Source organism: Haloleucobacter albus, from assembly GCF_052492075.1.
Window position 1 is genome coordinate 26,882 of the sequence record NZ_JBQWAS010000021.1, and the last position, 21,567, is coordinate 48,448.

The 21,567-nt window shown below is 62.0% G+C and carries 21 protein-coding genes and 1 pseudogene; 6 read left to right on the top strand and 16 right to left on the bottom strand.

Annotated elements, in window-relative coordinates; all coding sequences use genetic code 11:
- Window positions 1–46 precede the first annotated feature (46 nt).
- The 4 genes from ACT6QH_RS04670 to ACT6QH_RS04685 all read right to left on the bottom strand — a co-directional run bounded on the left by ACT6QH_RS04670 (window position 47) and on the right by ACT6QH_RS04685 (window position 4,436).
- The gene (locus tag ACT6QH_RS04670; RefSeq protein WP_444973652.1) at window positions 47–538 is read right to left on the bottom strand and encodes a DUF2948 family protein; all 492 of its coding nucleotides are present in this window, start codon (window positions 536–538) and stop codon (window positions 47–49) included.
- Between the two features lie 176 nt (window positions 539–714).
- Complete coding sequence (locus ACT6QH_RS04675; protein ID WP_444973653.1) at window positions 715–2,301, bottom strand: putative bifunctional diguanylate cyclase/phosphodiesterase; 1,587 nt, start codon at window positions 2,299–2,301, stop codon at window positions 715–717.
- A gap of 274 nt (window positions 2,302–2,575) precedes the next feature.
- The gene (gene murA / locus ACT6QH_RS04680) at window positions 2,576–3,865 is read right to left on the bottom strand and encodes a UDP-N-acetylglucosamine 1-carboxyvinyltransferase (protein ID WP_444973654.1); all 1,290 of its coding nucleotides are present in this window, start codon (window positions 3,863–3,865) and stop codon (window positions 2,576–2,578) included.
- Between the two features lie 295 nt (window positions 3,866–4,160).
- Entirely contained in the window at window positions 4,161–4,436 is a 276-nt protein-coding gene (locus ACT6QH_RS04685; RefSeq protein ID WP_444973655.1) for a hypothetical protein, read from the bottom strand.
- Between the two features lie 306 nt (window positions 4,437–4,742).
- Here ACT6QH_RS04685 and ACT6QH_RS04690 point away from each other — a divergent pair, with 306 nt between their 5' ends.
- Window positions 4,743–5,222: a hypothetical protein gene (locus ACT6QH_RS04690; protein ID WP_444973656.1), complete on the top strand. Its 480-nt coding sequence runs from the start codon at window positions 4,743–4,745 to the stop codon at window positions 5,220–5,222.
- A gap of 170 nt (window positions 5,223–5,392) precedes the next feature.
- Here ACT6QH_RS04690 and rpmE read toward each other — a convergent pair whose 3' ends face one another.
- The 5 genes from rpmE to ACT6QH_RS04715 all read right to left on the bottom strand — a co-directional run bounded on the left by rpmE (window position 5,393) and on the right by ACT6QH_RS04715 (window position 8,870).
- Entirely contained in the window at window positions 5,393–5,614 is a 222-nt protein-coding gene (gene rpmE / locus ACT6QH_RS04695) for a 50S ribosomal protein L31 (RefSeq protein ID WP_444973657.1), read from the bottom strand.
- A gap of 207 nt (window positions 5,615–5,821) precedes the next feature.
- The gene (locus ACT6QH_RS04700) at window positions 5,822–6,328 is read right to left on the bottom strand and encodes a GNAT family N-acetyltransferase (protein WP_444973658.1); all 507 of its coding nucleotides are present in this window, start codon (window positions 6,326–6,328) and stop codon (window positions 5,822–5,824) included.
- A gap of 49 nt (window positions 6,329–6,377) precedes the next feature.
- The gene (locus ACT6QH_RS04705) at window positions 6,378–7,397 is read right to left on the bottom strand and encodes a peptidoglycan -binding protein (protein ID WP_444973659.1); all 1,020 of its coding nucleotides are present in this window, start codon (window positions 7,395–7,397) and stop codon (window positions 6,378–6,380) included.
- Between the two features lie 4 nt (window positions 7,398–7,401).
- The gene (locus tag ACT6QH_RS04710; protein ID WP_444973660.1) at window positions 7,402–8,550 is read right to left on the bottom strand and encodes a flagellar motor protein MotA; all 1,149 of its coding nucleotides are present in this window, start codon (window positions 8,548–8,550) and stop codon (window positions 7,402–7,404) included.
- A 134-nt stretch (window positions 8,551–8,684) separates the two neighbouring features.
- Entirely contained in the window at window positions 8,685–8,870 is a 186-nt protein-coding gene (locus tag ACT6QH_RS04715; RefSeq protein ID WP_444973661.1) for a DUF1192 domain-containing protein, read from the bottom strand.
- Window positions 8,871–9,124: 254 nt separating this feature from the next.
- Here ACT6QH_RS04715 and ACT6QH_RS04720 point away from each other — a divergent pair, with 254 nt between their 5' ends.
- Window positions 9,125–10,150, top strand: coding sequence for an NAD(P)H-quinone oxidoreductase (locus ACT6QH_RS04720; RefSeq protein ID WP_444973662.1), 1,026 nt, complete (start codon window positions 9,125–9,127; stop codon window positions 10,148–10,150).
- A gap of 223 nt (window positions 10,151–10,373) precedes the next feature.
- Window positions 10,374–13,286 carry an EAL domain-containing protein gene (locus tag ACT6QH_RS04725; RefSeq protein WP_444973791.1) on the top strand — a complete coding sequence of 971 codons (2,913 nt, stop codon included), beginning with the start codon at window positions 10,374–10,376 and terminating at the stop codon, window positions 13,284–13,286.
- Between the two features lie 234 nt (window positions 13,287–13,520).
- On the opposite strand, the gene ACT6QH_RS04730 is transcribed toward ACT6QH_RS04725, so the two are convergent.
- Window positions 13,521–14,138 carry a YqgE/AlgH family protein gene (locus ACT6QH_RS04730; protein ID WP_444973663.1) on the bottom strand — a complete coding sequence of 206 codons (618 nt, stop codon included), beginning with the start codon at window positions 14,136–14,138 and terminating at the stop codon, window positions 13,521–13,523.
- 90 nt (window positions 14,139–14,228) lie between these two features.
- A complete protein-coding gene (locus tag ACT6QH_RS04735; RefSeq protein ID WP_444973664.1) occupies window positions 14,229–14,435 on the bottom strand; it encodes a YdcH family protein in 207 nt (68 codons plus the stop codon).
- A gap of 297 nt (window positions 14,436–14,732) precedes the next feature.
- On the opposite strand from ACT6QH_RS04735, the gene ACT6QH_RS04740 reads away from it, so the two are divergent.
- Entirely contained in the window at window positions 14,733–14,912 is a 180-nt protein-coding gene (locus ACT6QH_RS04740; protein WP_444973665.1) for a YdcH family protein, read from the top strand.
- A 416-nt stretch (window positions 14,913–15,328) separates the two neighbouring features.
- The gene (locus ACT6QH_RS04745; protein ID WP_444973666.1) at window positions 15,329–17,140 is read left to right on the top strand and encodes an ABC-F family ATP-binding cassette domain-containing protein; all 1,812 of its coding nucleotides are present in this window, start codon (window positions 15,329–15,331) and stop codon (window positions 17,138–17,140) included.
- A 24-nt stretch (window positions 17,141–17,164) separates the two neighbouring features.
- On the opposite strand, the gene ACT6QH_RS04750 is transcribed toward ACT6QH_RS04745, so the two are convergent.
- Window positions 17,165–17,575, bottom strand: coding sequence for a hypothetical protein (locus tag ACT6QH_RS04750; protein ID WP_444973667.1), 411 nt, complete (start codon window positions 17,573–17,575; stop codon window positions 17,165–17,167).
- 304 nt (window positions 17,576–17,879) lie between these two features.
- Between ACT6QH_RS04750 and ACT6QH_RS04755 the strand changes: the two genes are divergently transcribed.
- The gene (locus ACT6QH_RS04755) at window positions 17,880–18,593 is read left to right on the top strand and encodes a sulfate transporter family protein (protein ID WP_444973668.1); all 714 of its coding nucleotides are present in this window, start codon (window positions 17,880–17,882) and stop codon (window positions 18,591–18,593) included.
- Window positions 18,594–18,631: 38 nt separating this feature from the next.
- Here ACT6QH_RS04755 and ACT6QH_RS04760 read toward each other — a convergent pair whose 3' ends face one another.
- The 4 genes and pseudogenes from ACT6QH_RS04760 to ACT6QH_RS04775 all read right to left on the bottom strand — a co-directional run bounded on the left by ACT6QH_RS04760 (window position 18,632) and on the right by ACT6QH_RS04775 (window position 21,164).
- Entirely contained in the window at window positions 18,632–19,987 is a 1,356-nt protein-coding gene (locus tag ACT6QH_RS04760) for an ABC1 kinase family protein (protein WP_444973669.1), read from the bottom strand.
- A complete protein-coding gene (locus ACT6QH_RS04765; RefSeq protein WP_444973670.1) occupies window positions 19,977–20,192 on the bottom strand; it encodes a DUF6790 family protein in 216 nt (71 codons plus the stop codon). The genes ACT6QH_RS04760 and ACT6QH_RS04765 overlap by 11 nt, the downstream gene beginning before the upstream one ends.
- A gap of 58 nt (window positions 20,193–20,250) precedes the next feature.
- Window positions 20,251–20,382, bottom strand: a pseudogene (locus ACT6QH_RS04770) (DUF6790 family protein); the annotation flags it as partial.
- 140 nt (window positions 20,383–20,522) lie between these two features.
- Window positions 20,523–21,164, bottom strand: a complete 642-nt coding sequence (locus tag ACT6QH_RS04775; RefSeq protein ID WP_444973671.1) for a hypothetical protein — start codon at window positions 21,162–21,164, stop codon at window positions 20,523–20,525.
- Window positions 21,165–21,567 lie beyond the last annotated feature (403 nt).

Here is a 21,567-nt window from a genome sequence, read left to right on the forward strand (position 1 = left end):
GCCATTCGGCGCAACCCAACAGCCCGAAAATGAGAAAGAGCCGGGCTCAGGAAGAACCTGACATGCGCCCGAAGGCCCGCTCAGACCCGGCGTCCGGCTTGTCACCCCGCTCCGCCTCATGGTGGGGCGCATGGGCGCAGCCCCAAGCCGGGCCCAGATCTCCCAGCCCCACCTCGATGCACTCCACATCCAGCCGCACTTCCGCGCCGCCGGAGAAGGTCAGCAACACATGGCCGGATGGCGCATCACCCGGAATGAAGGTGACCGCCAAAAGGTTCAGAACGCCATCCTGCTGCGCCACATCCATGCCCCGGCACTGCACCCCACGCACACGCTCGAAATGCAGCCCCGCCCTGCGGCGCAACTGGGCGCCTTCCTGAAGGCTCTCATCCCAATCGAACCGGTTAAGCACCAGGGCAAAGCGCTGGGCGCGGGGCAAAAACCCCATATCCACCCTCTGCACCACCGCATCCTGAAGATGGGCGGAGATGATGGAGAGGTCTTCCTCATCCAGAGCGAGAAGTTTCAGATCAGACATGGCAATCCCGCGGCTCCGGCATCATGGCAAGGTTGCGGCCCGTAAACAGCCGCACATCACCATGAAACTGAATACTCAAAGGGAGATAACCACCCGACCGCAGGGTTTCAATGGCGTCAGCCCCGGCATCCGCTCATGCCTGCCCTGCCCTGCCTTGCCTGCCCTGCCCGGCCTTCTCAGGCCCGGCCGGGAAGCTCGGCGGGTTCGGCAGCGGGGGCAGCTTCGGCAATATAGAGCCCTGCATGTTCCGCCGACATGGGCTGCGCGAACAGATAGCCCTGTCCCAGCTTGCAGTGATGGAAACGCAGCCACTGCTTTTCTTCCGGGTGCTCCACCCCTTCCGCCACGGTGGTGAGCCCCAGCGCCTCCCCGAGCCCGATCATGGAAGTGATGATCTTTCGGCATTGCGGATCAGACGCAATCCGGCGCGTGAAGGAGGAATCAATCTTGATCTTGTCGAAGGGCAGCTCCTGCAAATGGCGGAAGCCCGAATAGCCGGTGCCGAAATCATCCAGCGACATACGCATACCATTGGCCTTCAAGGCCGTCATGGCACGACGCGCCGCATCGAAATCCGCCAGAAAGGCTGTTTCCGTCACCTCGATCTCCAGGCGGTGCGGCGGAAAATCATGCTCGGCCAGAATGCTGAGAATAGTATGCGTCAGGTTCTGATCGAGAAGCTGGGAGGATGACAGATTGACGGCAATGACAATCTCCGGGTCCCAGTTGCGCGCATCTTCGCAGATACGCTCCAGCATCCGCGTCAGCACCATGCCGATGAGCCCGTTATCCTCCGCCACGGGAATGAACTCATCCGCCCCCAGAAGACCACGCTGAGGGTGCTGCCAGCGCGCCAGCGCCTCAAAGCCCACGATACGATGGCTCGTGAGATCCACCAGAGGCTGATAATAGGCCACGATTTCCCGGCGCCCCAGTGCCCCGCGCAATTCCAGTTCCGCATCGTGCCGCCTCTGCCGGCACTCATCCAGCTCACGATCATAGAGAGCGTAGCGATCCTTGCCGGCGGCCTTGGCTTCGCTCAGGGCCACATTCGCGCACTGCAACAGTTTGCTGGCCGAATTTCCATCCCCCGGATACCGGGAAATGCCAATACTGACCGTAATCTGTACATTCTTCTCGCAGCAGGCGAAGGGCTCCCGCATCATATTCAGAATGCGGGAAGCCGCCGCAAACAAGTCTCCTTCATCACCGCGCACCAGCAGGGCGAATTCATCGTCGCCCAGGCGGGCGACCATGTCATCATGGCCCATAATCTGCCGCAGACGCTCGGCCACCCGGCGCAGAACATGATCGCCATTGCCGTGGCCGCAGGCTTCATTGATGGTCAGGAAGCGGTCAATATCCAGCACCAGAACGGCCAGCTTCTCATCTTCCAGAGACGCCTGAACGATATGCTTCTTCAGCCTGTCCTGAAACAGCCGCCGGTTGGCGATCCCGGTCAGCGCATCATAATGCGCCGCAGTAGCCGCCACTTTTTCCGCCCGGTGGCGCTGGCGCATTTCCGCCTGCAACTGCCGCGCATGAATGAATGACAGAATAATCAGGGCGAATGTGAGAACGATATACAGAAGCAGCAGGCGGCTTTCCCGCCAGGGCTCCATATAGCTCAAAAACTGATACACGCCGCGATACAGCCCATCACCAGACAAAACCGCAAACGCCACCAGGCACAGTACAGCAACCGCCCCATACAAGACCCGGCGATCGCCTGAGAAAAGAACAGCACTTTCCTTTTTCGGCATATCCAGCCACCTCTGGATAATCAGCGCCTTCGCTCATCAGGCGATGTCGAACACATGTGCTGAACGCTCGCATGAGTGCCCTGATTATTTATGTCCGCACAGCTCACAGGGCGAGTCAATGCAGACTGTTGTTCACAGAGAACACTCCAACACCGGATACGAAACCGCTTTCTCGGGCGGCCGCAGCCAGCAAGGGCCTTCTGATACTTGCCCAAATACAAGCTATGGGCGCACAAAAAAGCCCGGCAACCTGAAGAGGCGCCGGGCTATGACATCAATTACTGATGCGCTCGATGACTGCACCGCAACGAGAAAGCTTTTCTTCCAGCTTCTCGAAACCGCGATCCAGGTGATAGACGCGCTGCACCAGCGTCTCACCCTCTGCTGCAAGGCCAGCAATCACCAGCGAGACAGATGCGCGCAGATCCGTCGCCATGACAGGCGCACCCGTGAGACGCTCGACACCTTCGACCGTGGCGGTATCACCATCCAGATGAATGCGCGCACCCAGACGGGCCAGCTCCTGCACATGCATGAAGCGGTTTTCAAAAATGGTCTCGGTAATGCGGGATGAACCACCGGCGCGAGTCATCAGCGCCATGAACTGGGCCTGAAGATCCGTTGGGAAACCGGGATAGGGCGCGGTGGTCACATCCACCGGCTGGATGCCGTTTCCTGTGCCGCGCACCCGGATGCCTTCATCCGAGCTGTCAATCTGCACGCCGGTTTGCCGCAGCACATCCAGTGCATTTTCCAGCAGATCCGCGCGCGCACCCTTCAGCATCACATCGCCACCCACCATGGCCGTGGCCATGGCATAGGTACCGGCCTCGATCCGGTCCGGCTGGACGGAATGGCGCGCCCCACGCAAACGGGAAACACCCGTAATCCGCAGGGTGGAGGTGTCCAGCCCCTCAATCTTCGCCCCCATCTTGATGAGGCATTCGGCAAGGTCTGTCACTTCCGGCTCACGCGCGGCATTTTCCAGCACGGTCTCGCCCTCGGCGAGCGTGGCCGCCATCAGCGCGGTATGCGTCGCCCCCACCGACACCTTCGGGAACACCACGCGCCCGCCCCTGAGCCCGCGCGGCGCGCTGGCCACCACATAACCGGCATCAATCTCGATATCCGCTCCCAGCGCCCGCAGGGCGTCCAGATGGAAATCCACCGGCCGGGTGCCGATGGCGCAGCCACCGGGCAGAGACACGCGGGCCCTGCCTATCCGCGCCAGAAGCGGCCCCAGCACCCAGAAGGAGGCCCGCATCCGCGACACCAGATCATAAGGTGCCGTGGTATCCACAATCACCCGCGCATCCAGCTCCAGCGTCTGGCCGGCGAAAGGATCATCGCCTGCGCGCTTGCCATTGGTGGTGATATTGACACCGTGATTGCCCAGAATGCGCTGCAACAACGCCACATCGGCCAGGCGCGGCACATTTTCCAGAATCAGCCGTTCTTCGGAAAGAAGGCTGGCGATCATCAGCGGAAGAGCGGCATTCTTGGCACCTGAAATGGGAATGATGCCTTCCAGCGCGTTGCCACCGACGATGCGAATCTTGTCCATACTGGTCTTGTCTCCGGCTGCCGGCGGAGCGGCCCAGGAGATCGGAAAGAGCTCGGCAAGGGCACAGCTGGCAGATGCAGATATCCGGAGCACATCCCGGCCGTCAGGACAGGAGTGGCTCCATGTTCAGGGCCCGTACTGCCGGTACGCCTGGCAGAGGGACGGGTGTTCCGCTTCCCTTTACGCGATGCGGAACGCAAAAACACCTCAGGACACCATCCACCGCACCGATGGCACCCCTTGCCTGCCGCCATTTCCAGCCCTGATGATGCCGACGCAACCAAGCGCGGGCCTCTCAGCTCTCGTCAGCCCTGCGCTTTTCATCCGGCGCACCCACCGCATCATGCACAAGCGTGCGCGGCGCTTCAGCACTGACATTCTCACCGCGAGCAGCTTCCTGCGCGCCGGCCCCTTCCGCAGCATCCGCCGTGCGGCGGGCGCGGGACTGAGCCTTGCGGCGCGCCAGATTGGCGCGCAAAGCCGCCGCCAGGCGATCTGTCTTTCCATTGGCTACAGACATGGAAAAGCAGGTAGCGCCGAAATTCGCTCGCGGCAAGACAGAAAAACTCACAACCCGCATACATCCATTCCTTGCACCACACTCCGGCATTAACCCTTGGTTAACCATGAAGAGGGAAGCTGGAAAGCATCCGGGAAGCCAATTCCTCCTCATCAGCATCTGCTTGCAGCCCGGACAGATCATCCTCCCAGCCAGACTGCGAGCCGCCGAAAGGCGGCTCTTCTTTGGTTAAAACCGGATGATGCGCCAGCAAGACGCCGTCTTTGCCCGATATCCCCAGCCTTGGCGGTGCGCGCACGCTTTATTTTTGCGCGCGCTGCCGCCTTGATGGCCCGGCATCAGCGGAGGCGTTCACAGATGCAGCGCGGCGAAAATGAACAGGCAGGAAGCGCCCGGCTTCCGCCACCCCGACACGGGTTCGAGCTGACCTTCCATCATGGGGTGGAACTGGTGCGCGCCGTGGAAGTGCGTCTGAGGCAGGCCGATGCGTGGCTGGATGTTTCCGCCCGCCCCGATCAGGCCACGCGTCTGAAGCTACTGACCCTTACCATGGAACTTTCCAGCGCCCTGCAATTGCTGCGCACCGCGCGCGAAGGGCAACTGCCGGCCCCCATCGCCCGGCGTGAGGCTGGCCGCCAGCTCCAGCGCCTTCAGGCCCTGCGCTCCATATCGCGGGGCGGGGCCTGCACAACCGAAACCCATGATCTGCTCCAGGCCGAATATCTGCCGCCCTTGCTGCGCCTGCCCCTGCTGCAACTTGCCGGCCTTCAGGCGGCCCTGACGCCCCGGCTTGAAACGCTGGCGGAAAATACCCTGCACCCGTCACACGACCTGTAACTGCCCCAATCTGCAACTGTGGGCGCTGCTGTCTGGGCGGATCTCAGGCCCAACGCCCCTCAGGGGCAGCCCAAAGCAAAACGCCCGGACCTGCGGCCCGGGCGTTTTGGATTCTGTCAGAATGAGAGGCTGGCAGCCCGGCCCAATCGACCGGCTGCGCCTCATCAGACTCACTTCAGCAGAGAACCGAACTTGTTCTTGAAGCGGGTCACGCGGCCACCGCGGTCCATCAGCTGCTGGGTGCCGCCGGTCCACGCCGGATGCGTGCGCGGGTCGATATCAAGCTGGAGGCTCTCGCCTTCCTTGCCATAGGTCGAACGCGTCATATACTCGGAACCGTCCGTCATAACCACCTTGATGAAGTGGTAGTCGGGATGGATATCGCTCTTCATTGGTCCAATCCTTTTCGCTGCGCCGGGCTTGCGGTCTAATCCGTGATCGACTCTTCGTGCCCTTCGCGCGCACAAATTCGTTTCCAGACGGAAGTGGCGGGTCTATAGCCGAGAGCATGGCCGGAGACAAGACGCAGCGTGCATTCTGCCGTCCTTTCCTCCCGCGTTTCATGCGCGATTTATAGCCGCATATGCCTGCGGCAGCCCTTACGCCTCTTCGGTTTTTTCGGCGACAGGCCGCCATTCCATACGATATGTACACCGCCCGGAGGCTGGATTCTCCCCCTCCCCGACGATTTTCAGGCCCATCTTTTCATAAAATCGCACGGCACGTGGATTTTCCTGGTTCACATCCAGCGCCACAAGGGCCGGAGAAACCTGTTTCGCCCCCGCCATCAGGGCTTCGGCAAAGCCGCCCCCCCAGAAAGACGGATGCACGGCCAGTTGATCAAGATATCCGGTGCCGGGATGGATCACCACGAAGCCCGCCACCGCAAAGCCCCCCTCCGCATCCGGCGCTTGCGCCACCACCATGCGGGCACCCTCCTCAACCAGGTGGTCGAGATGACTTTCCAGCCATGGGCGACGGGCTGAAAAATCAATATCCGGCAAGGTCTTCACCCAGCTTTCCACCCACAGATCCACCATGGCGGGACGATCTGCCGGAATGGCCGGGCGCAGGTGACAGGCGGCGGGCGCGGAAGAAGGTATCATGCGTCACATCCGCTGTGTGTGGCCAGCGCAGGCGCGAAGGGCCGCACCATCATCGCTCTGTCAATTTCAGTTCAATGCGGCGATTGCGAGCATAGGCTTCCGGCGTATTGGCGGTATCCATGGGCTGATATTCGCCAAAGCCTGCCGCAATCAGATGGCTGGGGCTCACCCCGCGGGCAATGAGATATTGCACCACCGCAATGGCCCGCGCGGAGGACAGCTCCCAGTTGGAGGGAAACTGGGCGTTGGAGATGGGCTGACGGTCGGTATGCCCATCAATGCGCAATGCCCAGCTCATATCCTGCGGAATGTCCTTTTCCAGCTCCAGCACGGCATCTGCCAGCTTATCCAGTTCCGCCCGCGCTTCGGGCCGCAGCGTGGCCGATCCGGGATCGAAGAATACTTCCGATTGAAAGACGAATCGGTCTCCCACAATTCGGATATCCGGCCGGTTGCCGAGAATGGCCCGCAGGCGACCGAAAAACTCTGAGCGATAGCGCGTCAATTCCTGCACACGCTGCGCCAGCGCCACATTCAGCCGCTTGCCGAGATCCGCAATCTTCGCCTGACTTTCCTTGTCCCGCGTTTCGGCGACATTCAGCGCCTCTTCCAGCGCAGCCATCTGCCGGCGCAGGGCCGCGATCTGCTGGTTGAGAAGATCTATCCGGGCCAAAGCGCTGGTTGCAGCGTCCTTCTGCAACTCCACCTCACGGGTCAGAGCCTGCTCACGCCCATTGTCGGAAGGGGCCGGCACGGCGGCAATCTGGCCACGCAGATGATCCCGCTCGGCCTCGGCCTCTTCAAGCGAAGCCCGCAAGGTCGCCAGTTCGCTGTCCGCCGCCTGGCCGGAGGCCCGCTCCAGCGACAGCAGATCCGTCAACTGGCGGATCTGCGCCTCAAGCCGTTGCAGCACCGTATCCTTGCCCATCATCTCCTGGGTCAGGAAATACTGGGTCAGGGTGAAAACAGAGAGCAGAAAGATGAAGACCAGCAGCAGGGTGGACAGCGCATCCACAAAGCCCGGCCAGTAATTGATGGAACGGTCGCGACCGCGCCGGCCAAGCGCCATGGGCTCAGCCCTCCCGATCCGAAGACGGACGGCCGGATGACGCACCGCCCGGCCCGGCGGGGTAGGAGACGGGACGGCTGGCAGGCCCGCCTTGAGAATGCCCACCCTGAATGTGCCCGGCTTGCGGGTTCCCGCCCTGCGCGGGGCTGATGGGCCGGCGCGGCACGAGGCGGCTCAACTCTTCCTGCTGGCGCGCCTGCGCCTCCACCACCTGTTTCAGCAGGGCCTGTTCGCTGCGCATATGCGTCACCAGCCCTTGCAGGCTTTCCGCCAGATGGGTGATGGCCCCGGTCACGCGCTGTGAACCGGCCTCTTCCATGGTCCGCTCCAGCCTGCTGATGGCCTCCACCAGCGGCTCATAGTCCATGATGGGTGGAGCAAGCTGCGGCGCATAGGGGCTGGCCTCGCCAATGGCGGCGGCCTGTCCCGGCTGGTCCATATCCCGCACAGTGGTGGAGAGCCAGTCTTCCAGATCGGTGTAGAAACGGTTCTGCGCCTGCCCGGCCTGAAGATCGAGAAAACCGAGAATCAGCGAGCCGGCAAGGCCGAACAGAGAGGAGGAGAAGGCCAGCCCCATGCCGCCCAGCGGCGCGGCCAGCCCGCTCTTCAAATCATCGAAGATGGTGCCCGAATCCGGCCCCACCTGGAGGGAGTTGATGACCCCGCTGATGGACGACACTGTTTCCAGCAAACCCCAGAAGGTGCCCAGAAGGCCCAGAAACACCAGCAGGCCCGTGAGATAGCGCCCAATATCGCGGGTTTCATCCAGACGAGTGCCGATGGAATCCAGAATGGAGCGCATCGTGGTCTGGGAAATGGCCATGCGCCCTACCCTGTCGCCCAGCAGGGCAGCCATGGGGGCCAGCAGGGTGGGCTGCTCGGCAATTGCGAGGCCGGGGTCGGAGAGGCGGAAGGAATTCACCCAACCGACTTCCGGGAACAACTGCGTCACCTGCCGGATGGCCAGCACGATGCCCACCACCAGCACGCCAAAGATCACCCCGTTGAGGCCGGGATTATTGAGAAACGCCTCCCAGATCTGGCGATACAGAACCGCACCCAGCGCCGCGCACAGGGCCAGAAAAACCGCCATGCGCACCAGAAAAATGCGCGGAGATGAGACCTTCACGAAAGGATCGACGACCCGTGCCATGGACGCTCCAGCAACCTCGACAGGCCCCGACTATGGCACAGTGCGCCGCAAATGAAACCGCAGAAGGCACAAAGCCGCAGCCTTTCCGGCATGTTCAGCACCATTCCGCTGAACCGCCCCCCTTTGCCGGCGGCTCACAAACGGAACACTGCATCCGCCGCCATGCGGGAAGCCTGCTTCTGTTCCAGCATCCCTTCCAGACGGATGATTTCCGCGCGCAGCGCAGCGATGCGGGCCATGATCTCTTCTTCCGAAAGGCGCGATACATCCGCGCCCACAATGATCTCCCGCGGCGGCGCAGGCTTTTCATGTTCATCCATGATGACTTCTCCCCTTCACCCTGCCGGACGGATGGCCGGCCTGTGCACAAAACCCCGTAATCCCCGGTTTCATCCCCTTCCCAGCCGGGGCCGGAAGCGGGAATATGCGGGTGAGACCATCTTGCCTCTTTCGCATGGGATTCAAAAATCCCAGAATCAATGTCTCGTCATATTGTCTTCCGGCCTGTCCCAGCGGGCGGGAAACGATGCCTCCCCATCGCCTCCTGCCCGGAGGCCCTGCACCGGAGTTCACCATGTCCACCACATCCGCACCGCTTCCCGCCAGTGTGCCCGCCACCATGACGGCCATCACCATCGGCGCATTTGGCGGGCCGGAGGTGCTGACGCCGGGCGAACGCCCCACTCCGGCCCCCGGACCGGGCGAAATTCTGGTGAAAGTCGAGGCAGCAGGCGTGAACCGACCGGATGTGATGCAGCGCAAGGGGCTTTATCCCCCGCCGCCCGGTGCTTCAGATGTGCCCGGCCTTGAAATTGCCGGCACCGTGGTGGCACTGGGCCCGCAAACCTCCCGCTACAAGCTGGGCGACAAGGTGTGTGCGCTGGTGGCCGGCGGCGGCTATGCGCAATATTGCACGGCACAGGAAGCCATAACCCTGCCGGTGCCGGAAGGTCTCTCCATGGCCGAGGCCGCCGCCCTGCCGGAAACCGTCTTCACTGTGTGGAACAACATATTCGAGCGGGGCCATCTGGCGGCCGGGGAATGGCTGCTGGTGCATGGCGGCACCAGCGGCATCGGCACCACGGCCATCCAGATGGCGAAGGCCTTCGGCGCACATGTGGCGGTGACCGCCGGCTCGGATGACAAATGCGCCGCCTGCATCCGGCTGGGAGCGGATCTGGCCGTGAATTACCGCGAGAAGGATTTTGTCGCCGAGGTGAAGAGCGCCACCGGCGGCAAGGGTGCCAATGTCATTCTGGACATGATCGGCGGCCCCTATATCCAGAAGAATTACGAGGCCGCCGCAGTGGATGGCCGCATCGTGCAGATCGCCTTCCAGAAGGGCGCGAAAGCCGAGGTGGATTTCATGCGCGTGATGATGAAGCGCCTTGTCCATACCGGCTCCACCTTGCGCGCCCGTCCGCTCGCCGAAAAAGCTGCCCTGGCCGAAGGCATCATGCAGAAGGTGTGGCCGCTCATCTCCGAAGGCCGCCTGCGCCCGGTGATGGACCAGAGCTTCCCCCTGGCCGAAGCAGCGCGCGCCCATGAGCGCATGGAGGCCAGCACCCATATCGGCAAAATCGTGCTGACAGTCTCGTAAGGGCAGAAGGCCGGGCGAGCAGAAGGGTCCACCCCACTGTGACCCACAGTCGCGCCCGCTCACCTTGCTGTACAAGCATTTTCAGGGGCTGAGAGCCGGAAACCGTGCACAAGCGGCTTGCCTTGCTCCAGCCCCATGGCTCATTTAGGGAACATGTTTCGCCCCGCCCGCAACGCCTGCCGGGCCCGGCGCGATGATCCGATTTTGGTCCGGAGACCAGATGTTGCGCCTCTTCCTCACCACACTGTTCGCCCTTCTGGTGAGCGCTTTTGCCATGCCCATGCCCGCCCTTGCGGTGGAGCCGGTGGCGGTGCAGGGCGATGCCAAGGTGACAGACCTGCTGCCCGCCGTGGAACAGAAACAGACCGAGGATGGCCGCTTCCAGTTCTCCACCGCCCCCGATGCCGAAGGCGTGGTGCGGCGTATTGAAGTCAACACCACCCAAGGCCAGCCTGACGGCAACTGGGTGCTTTTCGCGCTTTCCAATGAAAGCGACGAACAGGTGGACCGCCTGATTGTCGCCCCCCATTACCGCATGGTGGGCTCCGGCTTGTTCTGGCCGGATCTCGGTGAAAAGCGCATCCTGTCCCTCACCCCCAGCCAGGGCTTCAAGCCCGAACGCCAGAACTCACCGGATGCCGATGTGTTTCAGGTGACGCTGGACCCCGGCTCCACCGTCACCTTCGTGGCGGAAGTCAGCAAGGATGGCACGCTGCCCCAGCTCTATCTGTGGGAACCGGACGCCTACAAGGACAGGGTGAACGCCTTCACCCTTTATCATGGCATCGTTATTGGCATTGCCGCCCTGCTGGCACTGTTCCTCACCATTCTGTTCGTGGTGAAGGGCTCTGTCATGTTCCCCGCTGCGGCGGCGCTGGCCTGGGCGGTTCTGGGCTATATCGGGCTTGATTTTGCCTTCTGGTCCAAGGTGTTCGGGCTTTCGCCCGTCGCCGAGCAATTCTGGCGGGCGGCCGGCGAGGCCATCCTCACCGCCACGCTGCTGGTATTCCTGTTCGCCTATCTCAATCTCAACCGCTGGCATGTGCGTTATGTGCATGTGGCAGCCGGCTGGCTCACCTTTCTGGCTGCGCTGGTGGTGGTGGCGCTGCTGGACCCGCCGGTTGCCGCCGGCATTGCCCGGCTCTCCCTGCTGATTGTGGCCGTGAGCGGCTTTGGCGTGGTGCTGTGGCTCTCCCAGCGCAATTATGATCGCGCGGTGCTCATCATTCCCACATGGTCACTGCTGGTGGTTTGGGTGTTCATGGCCGGGCTCACCGTGGGCGGGCTGGTGAACAATGATCTCGCCGCGCCAGCCCTCTTGGGCGGGCTGGTGCTGATCGTAATGCTCATCGGCTTCACCGTGATGCAGCACGCCTTTGCCGGCATAGGCGCCATAGAAGGCTCCACCTCCGATCTGGAACGCCGGGCGCTGGCGCTGGCGGGCTCCGGCCTCATTGTCTGGGATTGGGATGTGGATTCCGACAAGATCTTCACCTCCCCGGAGGCAGAGGAAGCGCTGGGCCTGAAGCGCCATTCCCTGGAAACAGAGGCCGCCGGCTGGCTGGAAGTGCTGCACCCGGCAGACCGGGACCGCTTCCGCGCTACGCTGGATGGCATCATTGACCAGCGCCGCGGCCGCATTGACCAGGATTTCCGCCTCAAGGCAGTGGACGGGCATTATCTCACCTTCAACCTGAAGGCCCGTCCTGTGGTGGGGGCGGATGGCGAGGTGGTACGCTGCATCGGCACCCTGTTTGATGTCACCGGCGAACGCATCGCCGCCGAACGCCTGATGCATGATGCCGTGCGCGACAATCTCACAGGCCTGCCGGGGCGCGAACTCTTCCTCGACCGGCTGGACCAGGCCCTCATCATGTCGCGACAGGACCCGAGCCTGCGCCCCACCGTGATGATTCTCGATATTGACCGCTTCCGACAGGTGAATGTGGAAGTGGGCATGACGGTGGGCGACTCCATCCTGCTCACAGTGGCCCGGCGCATGTCGCGGCTGCTGAAGCCGCAGGATACGCTGGCCCGTATTTCCGGGGACCAGTTCGGCCTGATCCTGCTCTCTGAAAGCGATGCCGAGCGCATCACCACCTTTGCCGACACGCTGCGCCGCGCCCTGCGCGCACCGGTGACACTGGCCAGCCGCGAAGTGTTCGTCACCGCCTCGGTCGGTCTCGTGCTGCTGGGCCGTGAGCTGGGCAAGCGCGACGAGGTGCTGAAAGATGCGGAACTGGCCATGTATTATGCCAAGCGCATTGGTGGCGACCGCATCGAGGTCTATCGCCCCGCCATGCGCCAACAGAAAGTGGACAGCACCACACTGGAAAGCGAACTGCGCGAAGCGCTGGCCAAGGGCGAAATCGCCGTGCGCTACCAGCCCATCGTGCGGCTGGGCGACAGGGCCATTGGCGGCTTTGAAGCCTATATGCGCTGGAACCATCCGCGGCTGGGCGAACTGGCCTCGGCCGACTTCCTCGCCCTGGCGGAAGAAACCGGGCTGGTGCTGGATCTGGGCCTGCATGTGCTGGAAACTGCGGCAGCCCAGCTTTCAGAATGGCAGCGCATGTTGCGGGTGGACCCGCCCCTGTTCCTGCATGTGAATGTCTCTTCCCGCCACCTGCTGCGCCATGAGCTCATTCAGGATCTCAAATCCGTTCTGGCCCGCCATCCGGTGGCCCCCGGCTCCCTCAAGATGGAAGTGTCGGAAGCCATGGTGATGGAAAACCCGGAATATGCCACCGTTGTGCTCAACCGCGTGCGCGAGCTGGGTGGCGGCCTGTGCCTGGGTGATTTCGGCTCGGGCTTCTCCTCGCTTGGCTATCTGCAAAGCTTCCCGTTCGACACCATCAAGATCCACCAGCGTTTCGTGAGGGATACCGCCAAGGGTCCGGCGCGCGCGGCGCGCCCGGTAATTGTGTCTTCGATGGTCAATCTCGCCCATGATCTGGGTATGGACGTTGTCGCCGAAGGGCTGGAGCGCGAAGCGGAAGCCGATGAGATGACCCAGTTCGGCTGCGAATACGGGCAAGGCGTGGTGTTTGGCGAACCGCTGACCATGGAAGACTGTCGCGCCCTCATCGCCCCGGCCCCCGCCCCTTCCAGAAAGAAACAGGCCATGGCGGAGTAACCGCTTTCCTGTTTCCCTCATTCATATAACGGGGCGGGATGGTACGCGAGCATGGCACGGGGCATGACACGGGGCATGGCCAAACAGCCTGCCCCGCACAGGCCGGCCGCACACGCTTCTATTCAGGATAAGTCCCGCCGGAGGCGGCCTGATGCAACCTCGCGGAGAAGACAGCATCATCTGATGCCGCGCACTCCCACCGGCATGGCCAGATAGACGTACAGCCCCGGCTTTTCAGGCGTGCCCGGCTTCACTGGAGAGCATGGCCGGGTCAATGCCCAGCGCACGCAGGGCCAGCCCATAACGGCCTTCGAAATTGTCGCCGAAGATCAGATCATCCTGCGCCGGGCAAGTCAGCCAGCCATTGGCCTGGATTTCAGCTTCCAGCTGCCCCGGCCCCCAGCCGGCATAGCCCAGCGCCAGAACCGCCTTGTGCGGCCCCTGCCCGCAGGCTATCGCCTTGAGAATATCCAGCGTGGCCGTCATGCAGATATCATTCTCGATCGGCAGGGTGGAATTATCGACGAAATAATCCGCCGAATGCAGCACGAAGCCACGACCGGCCTCCACCGGGCCACCCTTCAGCACCGGAATGCCCGGCACGCTTTCCGGCAGCATGATGCGCTCGGATTCCGGCACCACATCAAGTTGCACCAGAATATCCTGAAAATTCAAACCCTCAACCGGCTGGTTCACCACAATACCCATGGCGCCTTCGGGAGAATGGGCGCACAGATAGACCAGCGTGCGCGCAAATCGCTCATCACTCATGCCCGGCATGGCGATCAGCATCTGCCCTTCAAGGAAGCCTTTGTCCTTGTCCTGGGTCGGGGATATCTCGGGTGCAGTCATAGGTTGAGGGTAACCCGCCAAGCTCCGTTTGGGAATGGACCGGGGAAAATGCCCCCTGTGGATACAGTTGTGCAGCCGGGCACAGCACGCTCAGGCGATGATGTCGGGAAAAAGCTGATCCTCTAGAATGCTGATACGATCCTTGAGGACGAGCTTGCGCTTTTTCAGCCGCTTGATCTGAAGAATGTCGGCGCCCACAACCATGTCCAGCGCTTCGATGGCGGAATCCAGATCCCGATGTTCCTGACGCAGCCGCTCCAGAAGCAGGCGCAGTTCCCGTTCATCATCAGCGCTCATGTTCTTGTCCGCCATTGCCGCCTGCCTCGTGCCAGTCTCCCCGTTCATGCCACAAGGCGGCGCATCTGTCTGCATCCGCCATCAGCCCACATGAAGCGAGTCGCCTCGCATATACGGGATTTCCCGTCTGCTGGCACACGGCTTCATGCATATCTCCCAAGGCATGGGGCATCCGCCCGCAACCCTCGCTGCACTGCGGAACATGTTGCGAAGCAAAAAACAAGAATTGCGGTCGACACGGTGTCACTCCCATGACAGACTTCAGATCTGCTGACGTTGACAAGGAGTGGCTTACATATGTCCATCCAGTCGCACCTTCAGGAGTTGAAGCGGCGCCACGCGGCACTCGACCAGGAGCTTGACCGCGAGCTTGCACGTCCCGCCACAAATGATGGCCGGGTTGCGGAACTGAAACGCAAGAAACTCGTTCTCAAAGAACAAATCCTCAAACTTGATGACAGCAAAACCGTACATTGACGCCTGATGCGGCAAGGATTATTTTCTGCCGCATGAAGGCTTGATGCGCGTATTTTTGCGCCTGCACCGACAGGATCTGCAAACCCTTCCGAATTTGCGATATCGAATATTTGCAAATTCGGATTGGCGCAGCTTCTGTGTCGCAGCGCAGACAATTTCTCCGCAGTCAGACCACCTGGGCGCAGCGCCCTGCACGCAGTGCCTTTACTTTGCGAATACAACAGCCCTCGAGCGCACCAAGATAAATCCCCCGGATTTTTCTTCTTTTTCTCGAAGCGTGCCGGGAAGAGCTTTCACGCGCCACCTCCGACGCCTTTGCGCATAAAAGCAGCCCGGCGCTCCAGAAATCGTGCCCGGCCGTGAATAGATGCACCGAACCCTTTGCCTTCTGCGGCAAGGGGCATTAATGCGGCATCATGGCTCCTCCGCTCATACTGCTTCAGGATATTCACCTGCGCTTCGGCGCGACCCCTCTTCTGGATGGGGCGGAACTCTCCGTTTCCGCAGGTGACAGATTGTGCCTTGTCGGGCGCAATGGCTCCGGCAAATCCACCTTGCTGAAAGTGGCTGCCGGAATGATGACGCCGGATGACGGCACACGCTTCTTCCAGCCCGGCGCCACGGTGCGCTATCTGCCACAGGAGCCGGACTTTACCGGCTTCCCAACCACGCTGGCCTATGTGGAAGCCGGCCTGGGGCCGGGCGATGAACCCTATCGCGCTGCCTATCTTCTGGAACAGCTCGGCCTGACAGGGCAGGAAGACCCGGCCCATCTTTCCGGTGGCGAGGCGCGCCGGGCCGCTCTGGCCCGCGTTATCGCTCCAGAGCCGGACGTGCTGCTGCTGGATGAGCCCACCAACCACCTCGACCTGCCGGCCATTGAATGGCTGGAAAAAGAGTTGCGCGGGCTGAAATCGGCCATCGTGCTCATCAGCCATGACAGGCGCTTTCTGGAAAACCTCTCCCGCACCACCATCTGGCTGGATCGCGGTACCACGCGGCGGCTGGAGCAGGGCTTCGGCGCATTCGAAGCCTGGCGCGACGAGGTGCTGGAGCAGGAAGAGACCGAGCGTCACAAGCTCGATCGCAAGATTGTGGCGGAGCTGGACTGGCTGCGCTATGGTGTCACCGCCCGGCGCAAGCGCAATGTGCGTCGCCTTGGCCTGCTCAAATCCATGCGCAAGGACCGTTCGGAAGAGCGCCGCAGCACCGGCAATGTGAAGATCACCGTCACCGAGGCCGAAACCTCCGGCAAGCTGGTGATCGAGGCGAAGCACATCGCCAAGGCCTATGATGATGTGCCGGTGGTGAAGGATTTTTCCACCCGCATTCTGCGTGGGGACCGTATCGGCATTGTCGGCCCCAATGGTGCGGGCAAGACCACGCTCATCAAGCTTTTGACCGGCGAAATTTCGCCAGACAGCGGCACTGTCCGCCTAGGCACCAATCTGGAAGTCGCCTCGCTGGATCAGAAGCGCGCAGCGCTGGCCCCTACCACGACCCTGCGTGATGCGCTGACGGGTGGCGGCTCCGATACGGTGATGGTGGGCGGCGAATCCCGCCATGTCATGGGCTATCTGAAGGACTTCCTGTTCACGCCGGATCAGGCCAACTCGCCGCTCAGCGTGCTGTCCGGCGGCGAGCGCGGCCGCCTCATGCTGGCTCGCGCGCTGGCCCTGCCCTCCAATGTGCTGGTGCTGGACGAACCCACCAACGACCTGGATCTGGAAACGCTGGATCTGTTGCAAGAGATGGTGGCCGATTATCCCGGCACCGTCATTCTCGTCAGCCATGATCGTGATTTTCTGGATCGCACGGTCACCAGTGTCGTCATGGCCGAAGGTGAAGGCGTGTTCCGCGAATATGCCGGCGGCTATGCTGATATGGTGGCCCAGCGCGGCAAGGGCGTGGAAGCCAAAAAGGGCACGGAGAAATCCACCCCGAAAGCCAGGGCCGCACAGCCAGCAGCTTCTGGAGGCGGCGCGGACAAAAAGCGCCTCTCCTTCCATGAACAGCATGCGCTGAAGACCCTTCCCGCCACCATGGACAAGCTGCGCGCTGAGGCTGAAAAACTGGAAACGCTGATGGCGGACCCGGAACTTTACAGCCGCGAACCGGCCAAATTCGAGAAGGCTTCGGCAAATCTCACCCGCATCCATGGTGAGCTGGAAGCGGCTGAAGAAGAATGGCTGCGGCTGGAAATTCTGAAGGAGGAGCTGGGCGGCTGAAGCGCCCAGCCCTCACGGCCCCTCTTATTTGCGGATCATGGTGAAAAGAATATCTCCCTTCACCATGCCGCGCAGACGCGAAAGATGCGTATCAGCCGGCAAGTGAATGCGACCCATCTGCGGCTGGGCAATACCAGAGAGCACAATGCTGTCGCCCTCCCGCCGCCATGATCTCACATCCGCAAAGCCATGCAGACCACCCAGCCCCTCCAGACGGTGACATGCGAAGGGTTCCACCCGGCCTTTGCCATTCATGCCCGCCGGCCTGAAGGTGACAGTGCAGCCGCGGGCATTCGGCCCAATCATCGGCGTGACATCCCATTTTCCCACCACCGGATCTTTCTGCCCGGCCACCCCTGCTGATGGTGCCCCTACGGCCAGCATCACCCCCATCGCGGCCGCAAGCACACGGGTAAAAATCCGGCTCAATCTCATCCGCCACATCATCAGCTTTCCTTGCTCAAGTTCCCTTGCTCCAGTTCCCCTGGCCCCTGCCGAGCGCGGCTTTGGCGCAGCCGGAGGAGTGTGGCAGGCCATTCTTTCAGGAATTGAAGGGACAGCGGTATCCTTCCCGCTTTTTACGACCATGTCACCCGTCCCAAAGCCCTTTTCCGGCCTCGCACACCTGTGCCTGCCCAAGCGTGCAGCGCACAACCCATCCGCATGGGGACTTGAGCGAGGAAGCAAGACATCCCATTTCTATGAAATCCCGGAAACGGGCTTTCAACGGAACATGCCGATGCTTTCAGATGCCCTGACCGCTTTGCAACAGACCTTCTCACCCCTGCTGCGCAATGTGCTGCTGAAATCCATCGGCCTGGCGGTGCTGCTGCTGATCGTGCTGGCCCTGCTGCTGCATTCCGCCATCGCCTATTTTCTCAACATCCCCTCCTACCCCTGGATTGAACTGACACTGGCTGTCATTTCCGGGCTGGGGCTGGTGTTTGGCGGGCTGTATCTGGTGCCCACCACCTCTGCGCTGGTGGCCGGCCTCTATCTGGATGATGTCGCCGAAAAGGTGGAGCAGGACAGCTACCCGCAGGACCCGCCCGGCATGGCGCAGCCCGTCTGGCAGCAACTGGTCTTCTCCCTGCGCTTTTTCGCGCTGATGCTGCTGGTCAATCTGTGCGCCCTGCTGCTGCTTCTGGTGCCGGGCGTCAATCTCGTCGCCTTCTATATGGCCAATGCCTATTTGCTGAGCCGCGAATATTTCGAAATGGTGGCGATGCGCTACCGCACCCCGCAGGAGGCCCGCGCCTTGCGGCAAGCCCATGCCACGCAGGTGTTTCTAGCCGGACTGCTGATTTCACCGCTGCTTTTCATCCCCATTCTCAACCTCATCATGCCGGTCTTCGGCACTGCCTTCATGGTGCATTTCCAGAGGCGCATCGCCCCCCTGCCAGCCCGGCGCACCGAGGATGGCGCCCTGATGATTGAGGGCAAGGCCCTGTAGGCGGCACCAGACAGGCATATGCCAAAAGCCGGGCAGACTCAGGCCAGCCCGGCCATCTGCAAGGCCGCCTGCTGGCGTTGCGCCACCTCCCCCACCTCAAAATCCGCGATCGCGGTCTCGAACAAGGCGTGGAAATTCAGTTCCGCCCGCAAATGCAGAAAGACCGCGCCAAGGCCGATGGCCGCCCTGTCCATGAAGACGAATTCGCGCGGCACTGTCACCGGCCCCAGCCGCTTCAAGGCGCTGTGCACCTCAAAAGCCTGCGCCCGCCCATACTGGCCCGGCTCCACCCCATCGGCGATGGTGCGCACCCTGTCATCCATCAGCGGGCCATAGATGAAGCGCGCCCAAATGTTCAGCACCTCGATCAGCTCTCGCTTCAGGCCAGCAAAGCCCCATGTCTCATAAGCATGCACCACGCGGGCTTCATCCCCCTCCAGCAGGCCGCGATACAGATCCACCACCCCGGCCACAAAGGCCGGCGGAAAGATGCGGATGCAGCCATAATCCAGCAGATTGATGCCGCCCGGCACACCCGCTTCATCCCGGAATACAGTGTAGTTGCCCAGATGCGGATCGCCATGGATGACGCCGAACCGGCTGAAGGGCATCCACCAGGCCGTGAACATGGCGCGCGCCAGCACATTGCGCTCATCCAGCGCATGTTCCTTGAAAGCGAGGATTTTCTCCCCCTCCAGCCACGCCATGGTGAGCAGTCGGCCGGTGGATAATTCCGAATGAATGCGCGGCACCCGCACGCCGGGTTCGTGCGCCAGAATATGCGCGTAAAGGGCAACATGCTTCGCCTCGCGCCGATAATCCAGCTCCTCGCGCACCCGCTCACCAATTTCGCGGGCAATCTCACTTGTATCAATCGCACCATCCATCCGGCGATGCAGGGAGAACAGAAGGTCAAGCTGGTTGAGATCCGCCTCCACGGCAGCCTGCATCTCGGGATATTGCAGTTTCACCGCAACCGGCTCGCCCTCCAGCGTCACGGCGCGATGCACCTGCCCCAGAGAGGCCGCAGCCGCCGGCTTGCGTTCGAAGCTGGAAAAGCGTTGTTCCCACTCCGGCCCCAGTTCAGCGCGCATGCGGCGCTTCACGAAACTCCAGCCCATGGGCGGCGCATCAGACTGCAATTTCTGCAATTCGGCGGCATATTCGGGCGGCAGCGCATCCGGCACGGTGGCCATGAGCTGCGCCACCTTCATCAAAGGCCCTTTCAACCCGCCCAGCGCAGTAGCCAGGGCTGCGGCATTGGCCTCACTTCCTCCCGCGCCACCCAGCAAACGGCTGCCAGCCATGCGCGCGGCGACGCCACCCACATTCGCCCCCACCCGCGCATACCGCAAGGCGCGGGCGGAAAAGCGGTTTCGTTCATCATCCGTCATGTTTCGCCTGCCCCCCACGCCGAAATGTCAGCGCCAGTAATACCAGCAGGGAAAGTGGCGTGAGCATGTCCGTATAGAGAATGGAGCCGGCATTTCCGGCCGCCATGTTGCCGGTTTCGGAAATCTGCACCAGATGGCCCACCGCCGCACCACCCAGAAAGCCGCAAACCATCACCGCCACCGCCGCGTGCCCCCCAATTGGCATAGAAGGCCGCGATCACCCCCGCCGTGCCGATGCCAAGATTGGCCACGCCCACCTCGAACTGAAACGGGCTGAACGCCCAGCCAATGGCATGGGCCGCCTGCTCGGGAAAGACCAGACGCCCCAGCGCCGCCCACAGCCCCATCACTCCCACAGGAAACAGCACGATATAGCGCAACAGCTTCTGCGCCATGAGAGGCAGGCTCCGTGAGAGGCAGGCTCCGTGACGCAGGTGCACGAGCCACGGCCACCCCTGCACACAGCAGTACTGCCAGCCCGAACAGAATGGGCGCCCAGAAGACCATATTCCTGTCCTTGTTCTCCTTGCCCCGCTCACTGCGCCGGAGGTGTCTCCAGAACTGGCGGCCGGGAGAGAACCGAGGCAGTTCCGGCGGAACCAGCCGATACAGCCGCGCCGACACCCGCCCCCACATTCGCCCTCTCCTGGCGAGGCGCTTCCGGTGCAGGAGATGGCGCGGAAGATGAGGCAGGATGCGGCTGTTCCGGCGCGGCCAGCGACGGCTCAGCCTGTTGCGATGCCGGGGCGGAAGCGGCAGCCTCCCCCACAGGCGCCCCTGCCGACAAAGCCGGTGTGGCAGGCATCCCGGCCGGAGGCCCTGCCGGGGCTGTCGCCTCAACCGGGCGAGGTGGCGGCAAAGGCGCGATACGCGGACGGGCTGGCGCGGGCGCACGCGCAGCACCAGCGCCATCTCCAGGCATCGGCGCTTCCGGTGGGTAATAGCCACGCGGGCCACGCCCATATTCCAGCGGGCGCACATCCACCACCCGCCCGCTATAGGCATCCACCCGCAAGGTCATGGGCGCACCATCCATGAAACCCGTAAGCGCATAATGGCGCCCCACCAGCGCCGGCCAGGACATGTTCCGGTAGCCAAGATTGCTCACCAGATCCAACACATCATCCGGTTGCAACATGCGCCCGGAGCGCATCCCCGACCCGCCAGGTGGTGTCATGAAACCTCCGATTTCTGCACCTCCATATTGCGCCAAAGCTGGCCCAGAAGGCAGCAGAGCAGCTCCATACAGGGCCAGCACACCACTCAGGACAAATCGCGATGCATTTTTCATGAGCACTTGCCCAATTTTTGAACAGACAAAAGAACAATAAAGTCTCACTCATCACCCGTCTGAAAAGCCGCCCGCATCAAAGGCCACAACCGTGCCAAAGAGCCCTTCAGGAGCTGACCCGGCATTTTCCTTTTTATTCTGCGCAAAAACAGTACAAGGTCACGACGCTTGTGACACCGCCGAAACTCCGTTACGTCACAATATGTTGTGATGTACTTTTGTTGCGTTGCGAACGGCTCGCGCGAAATTTATGCCCTGTCCGCCTGTTTTGCATCCTTCCAGATGCTTG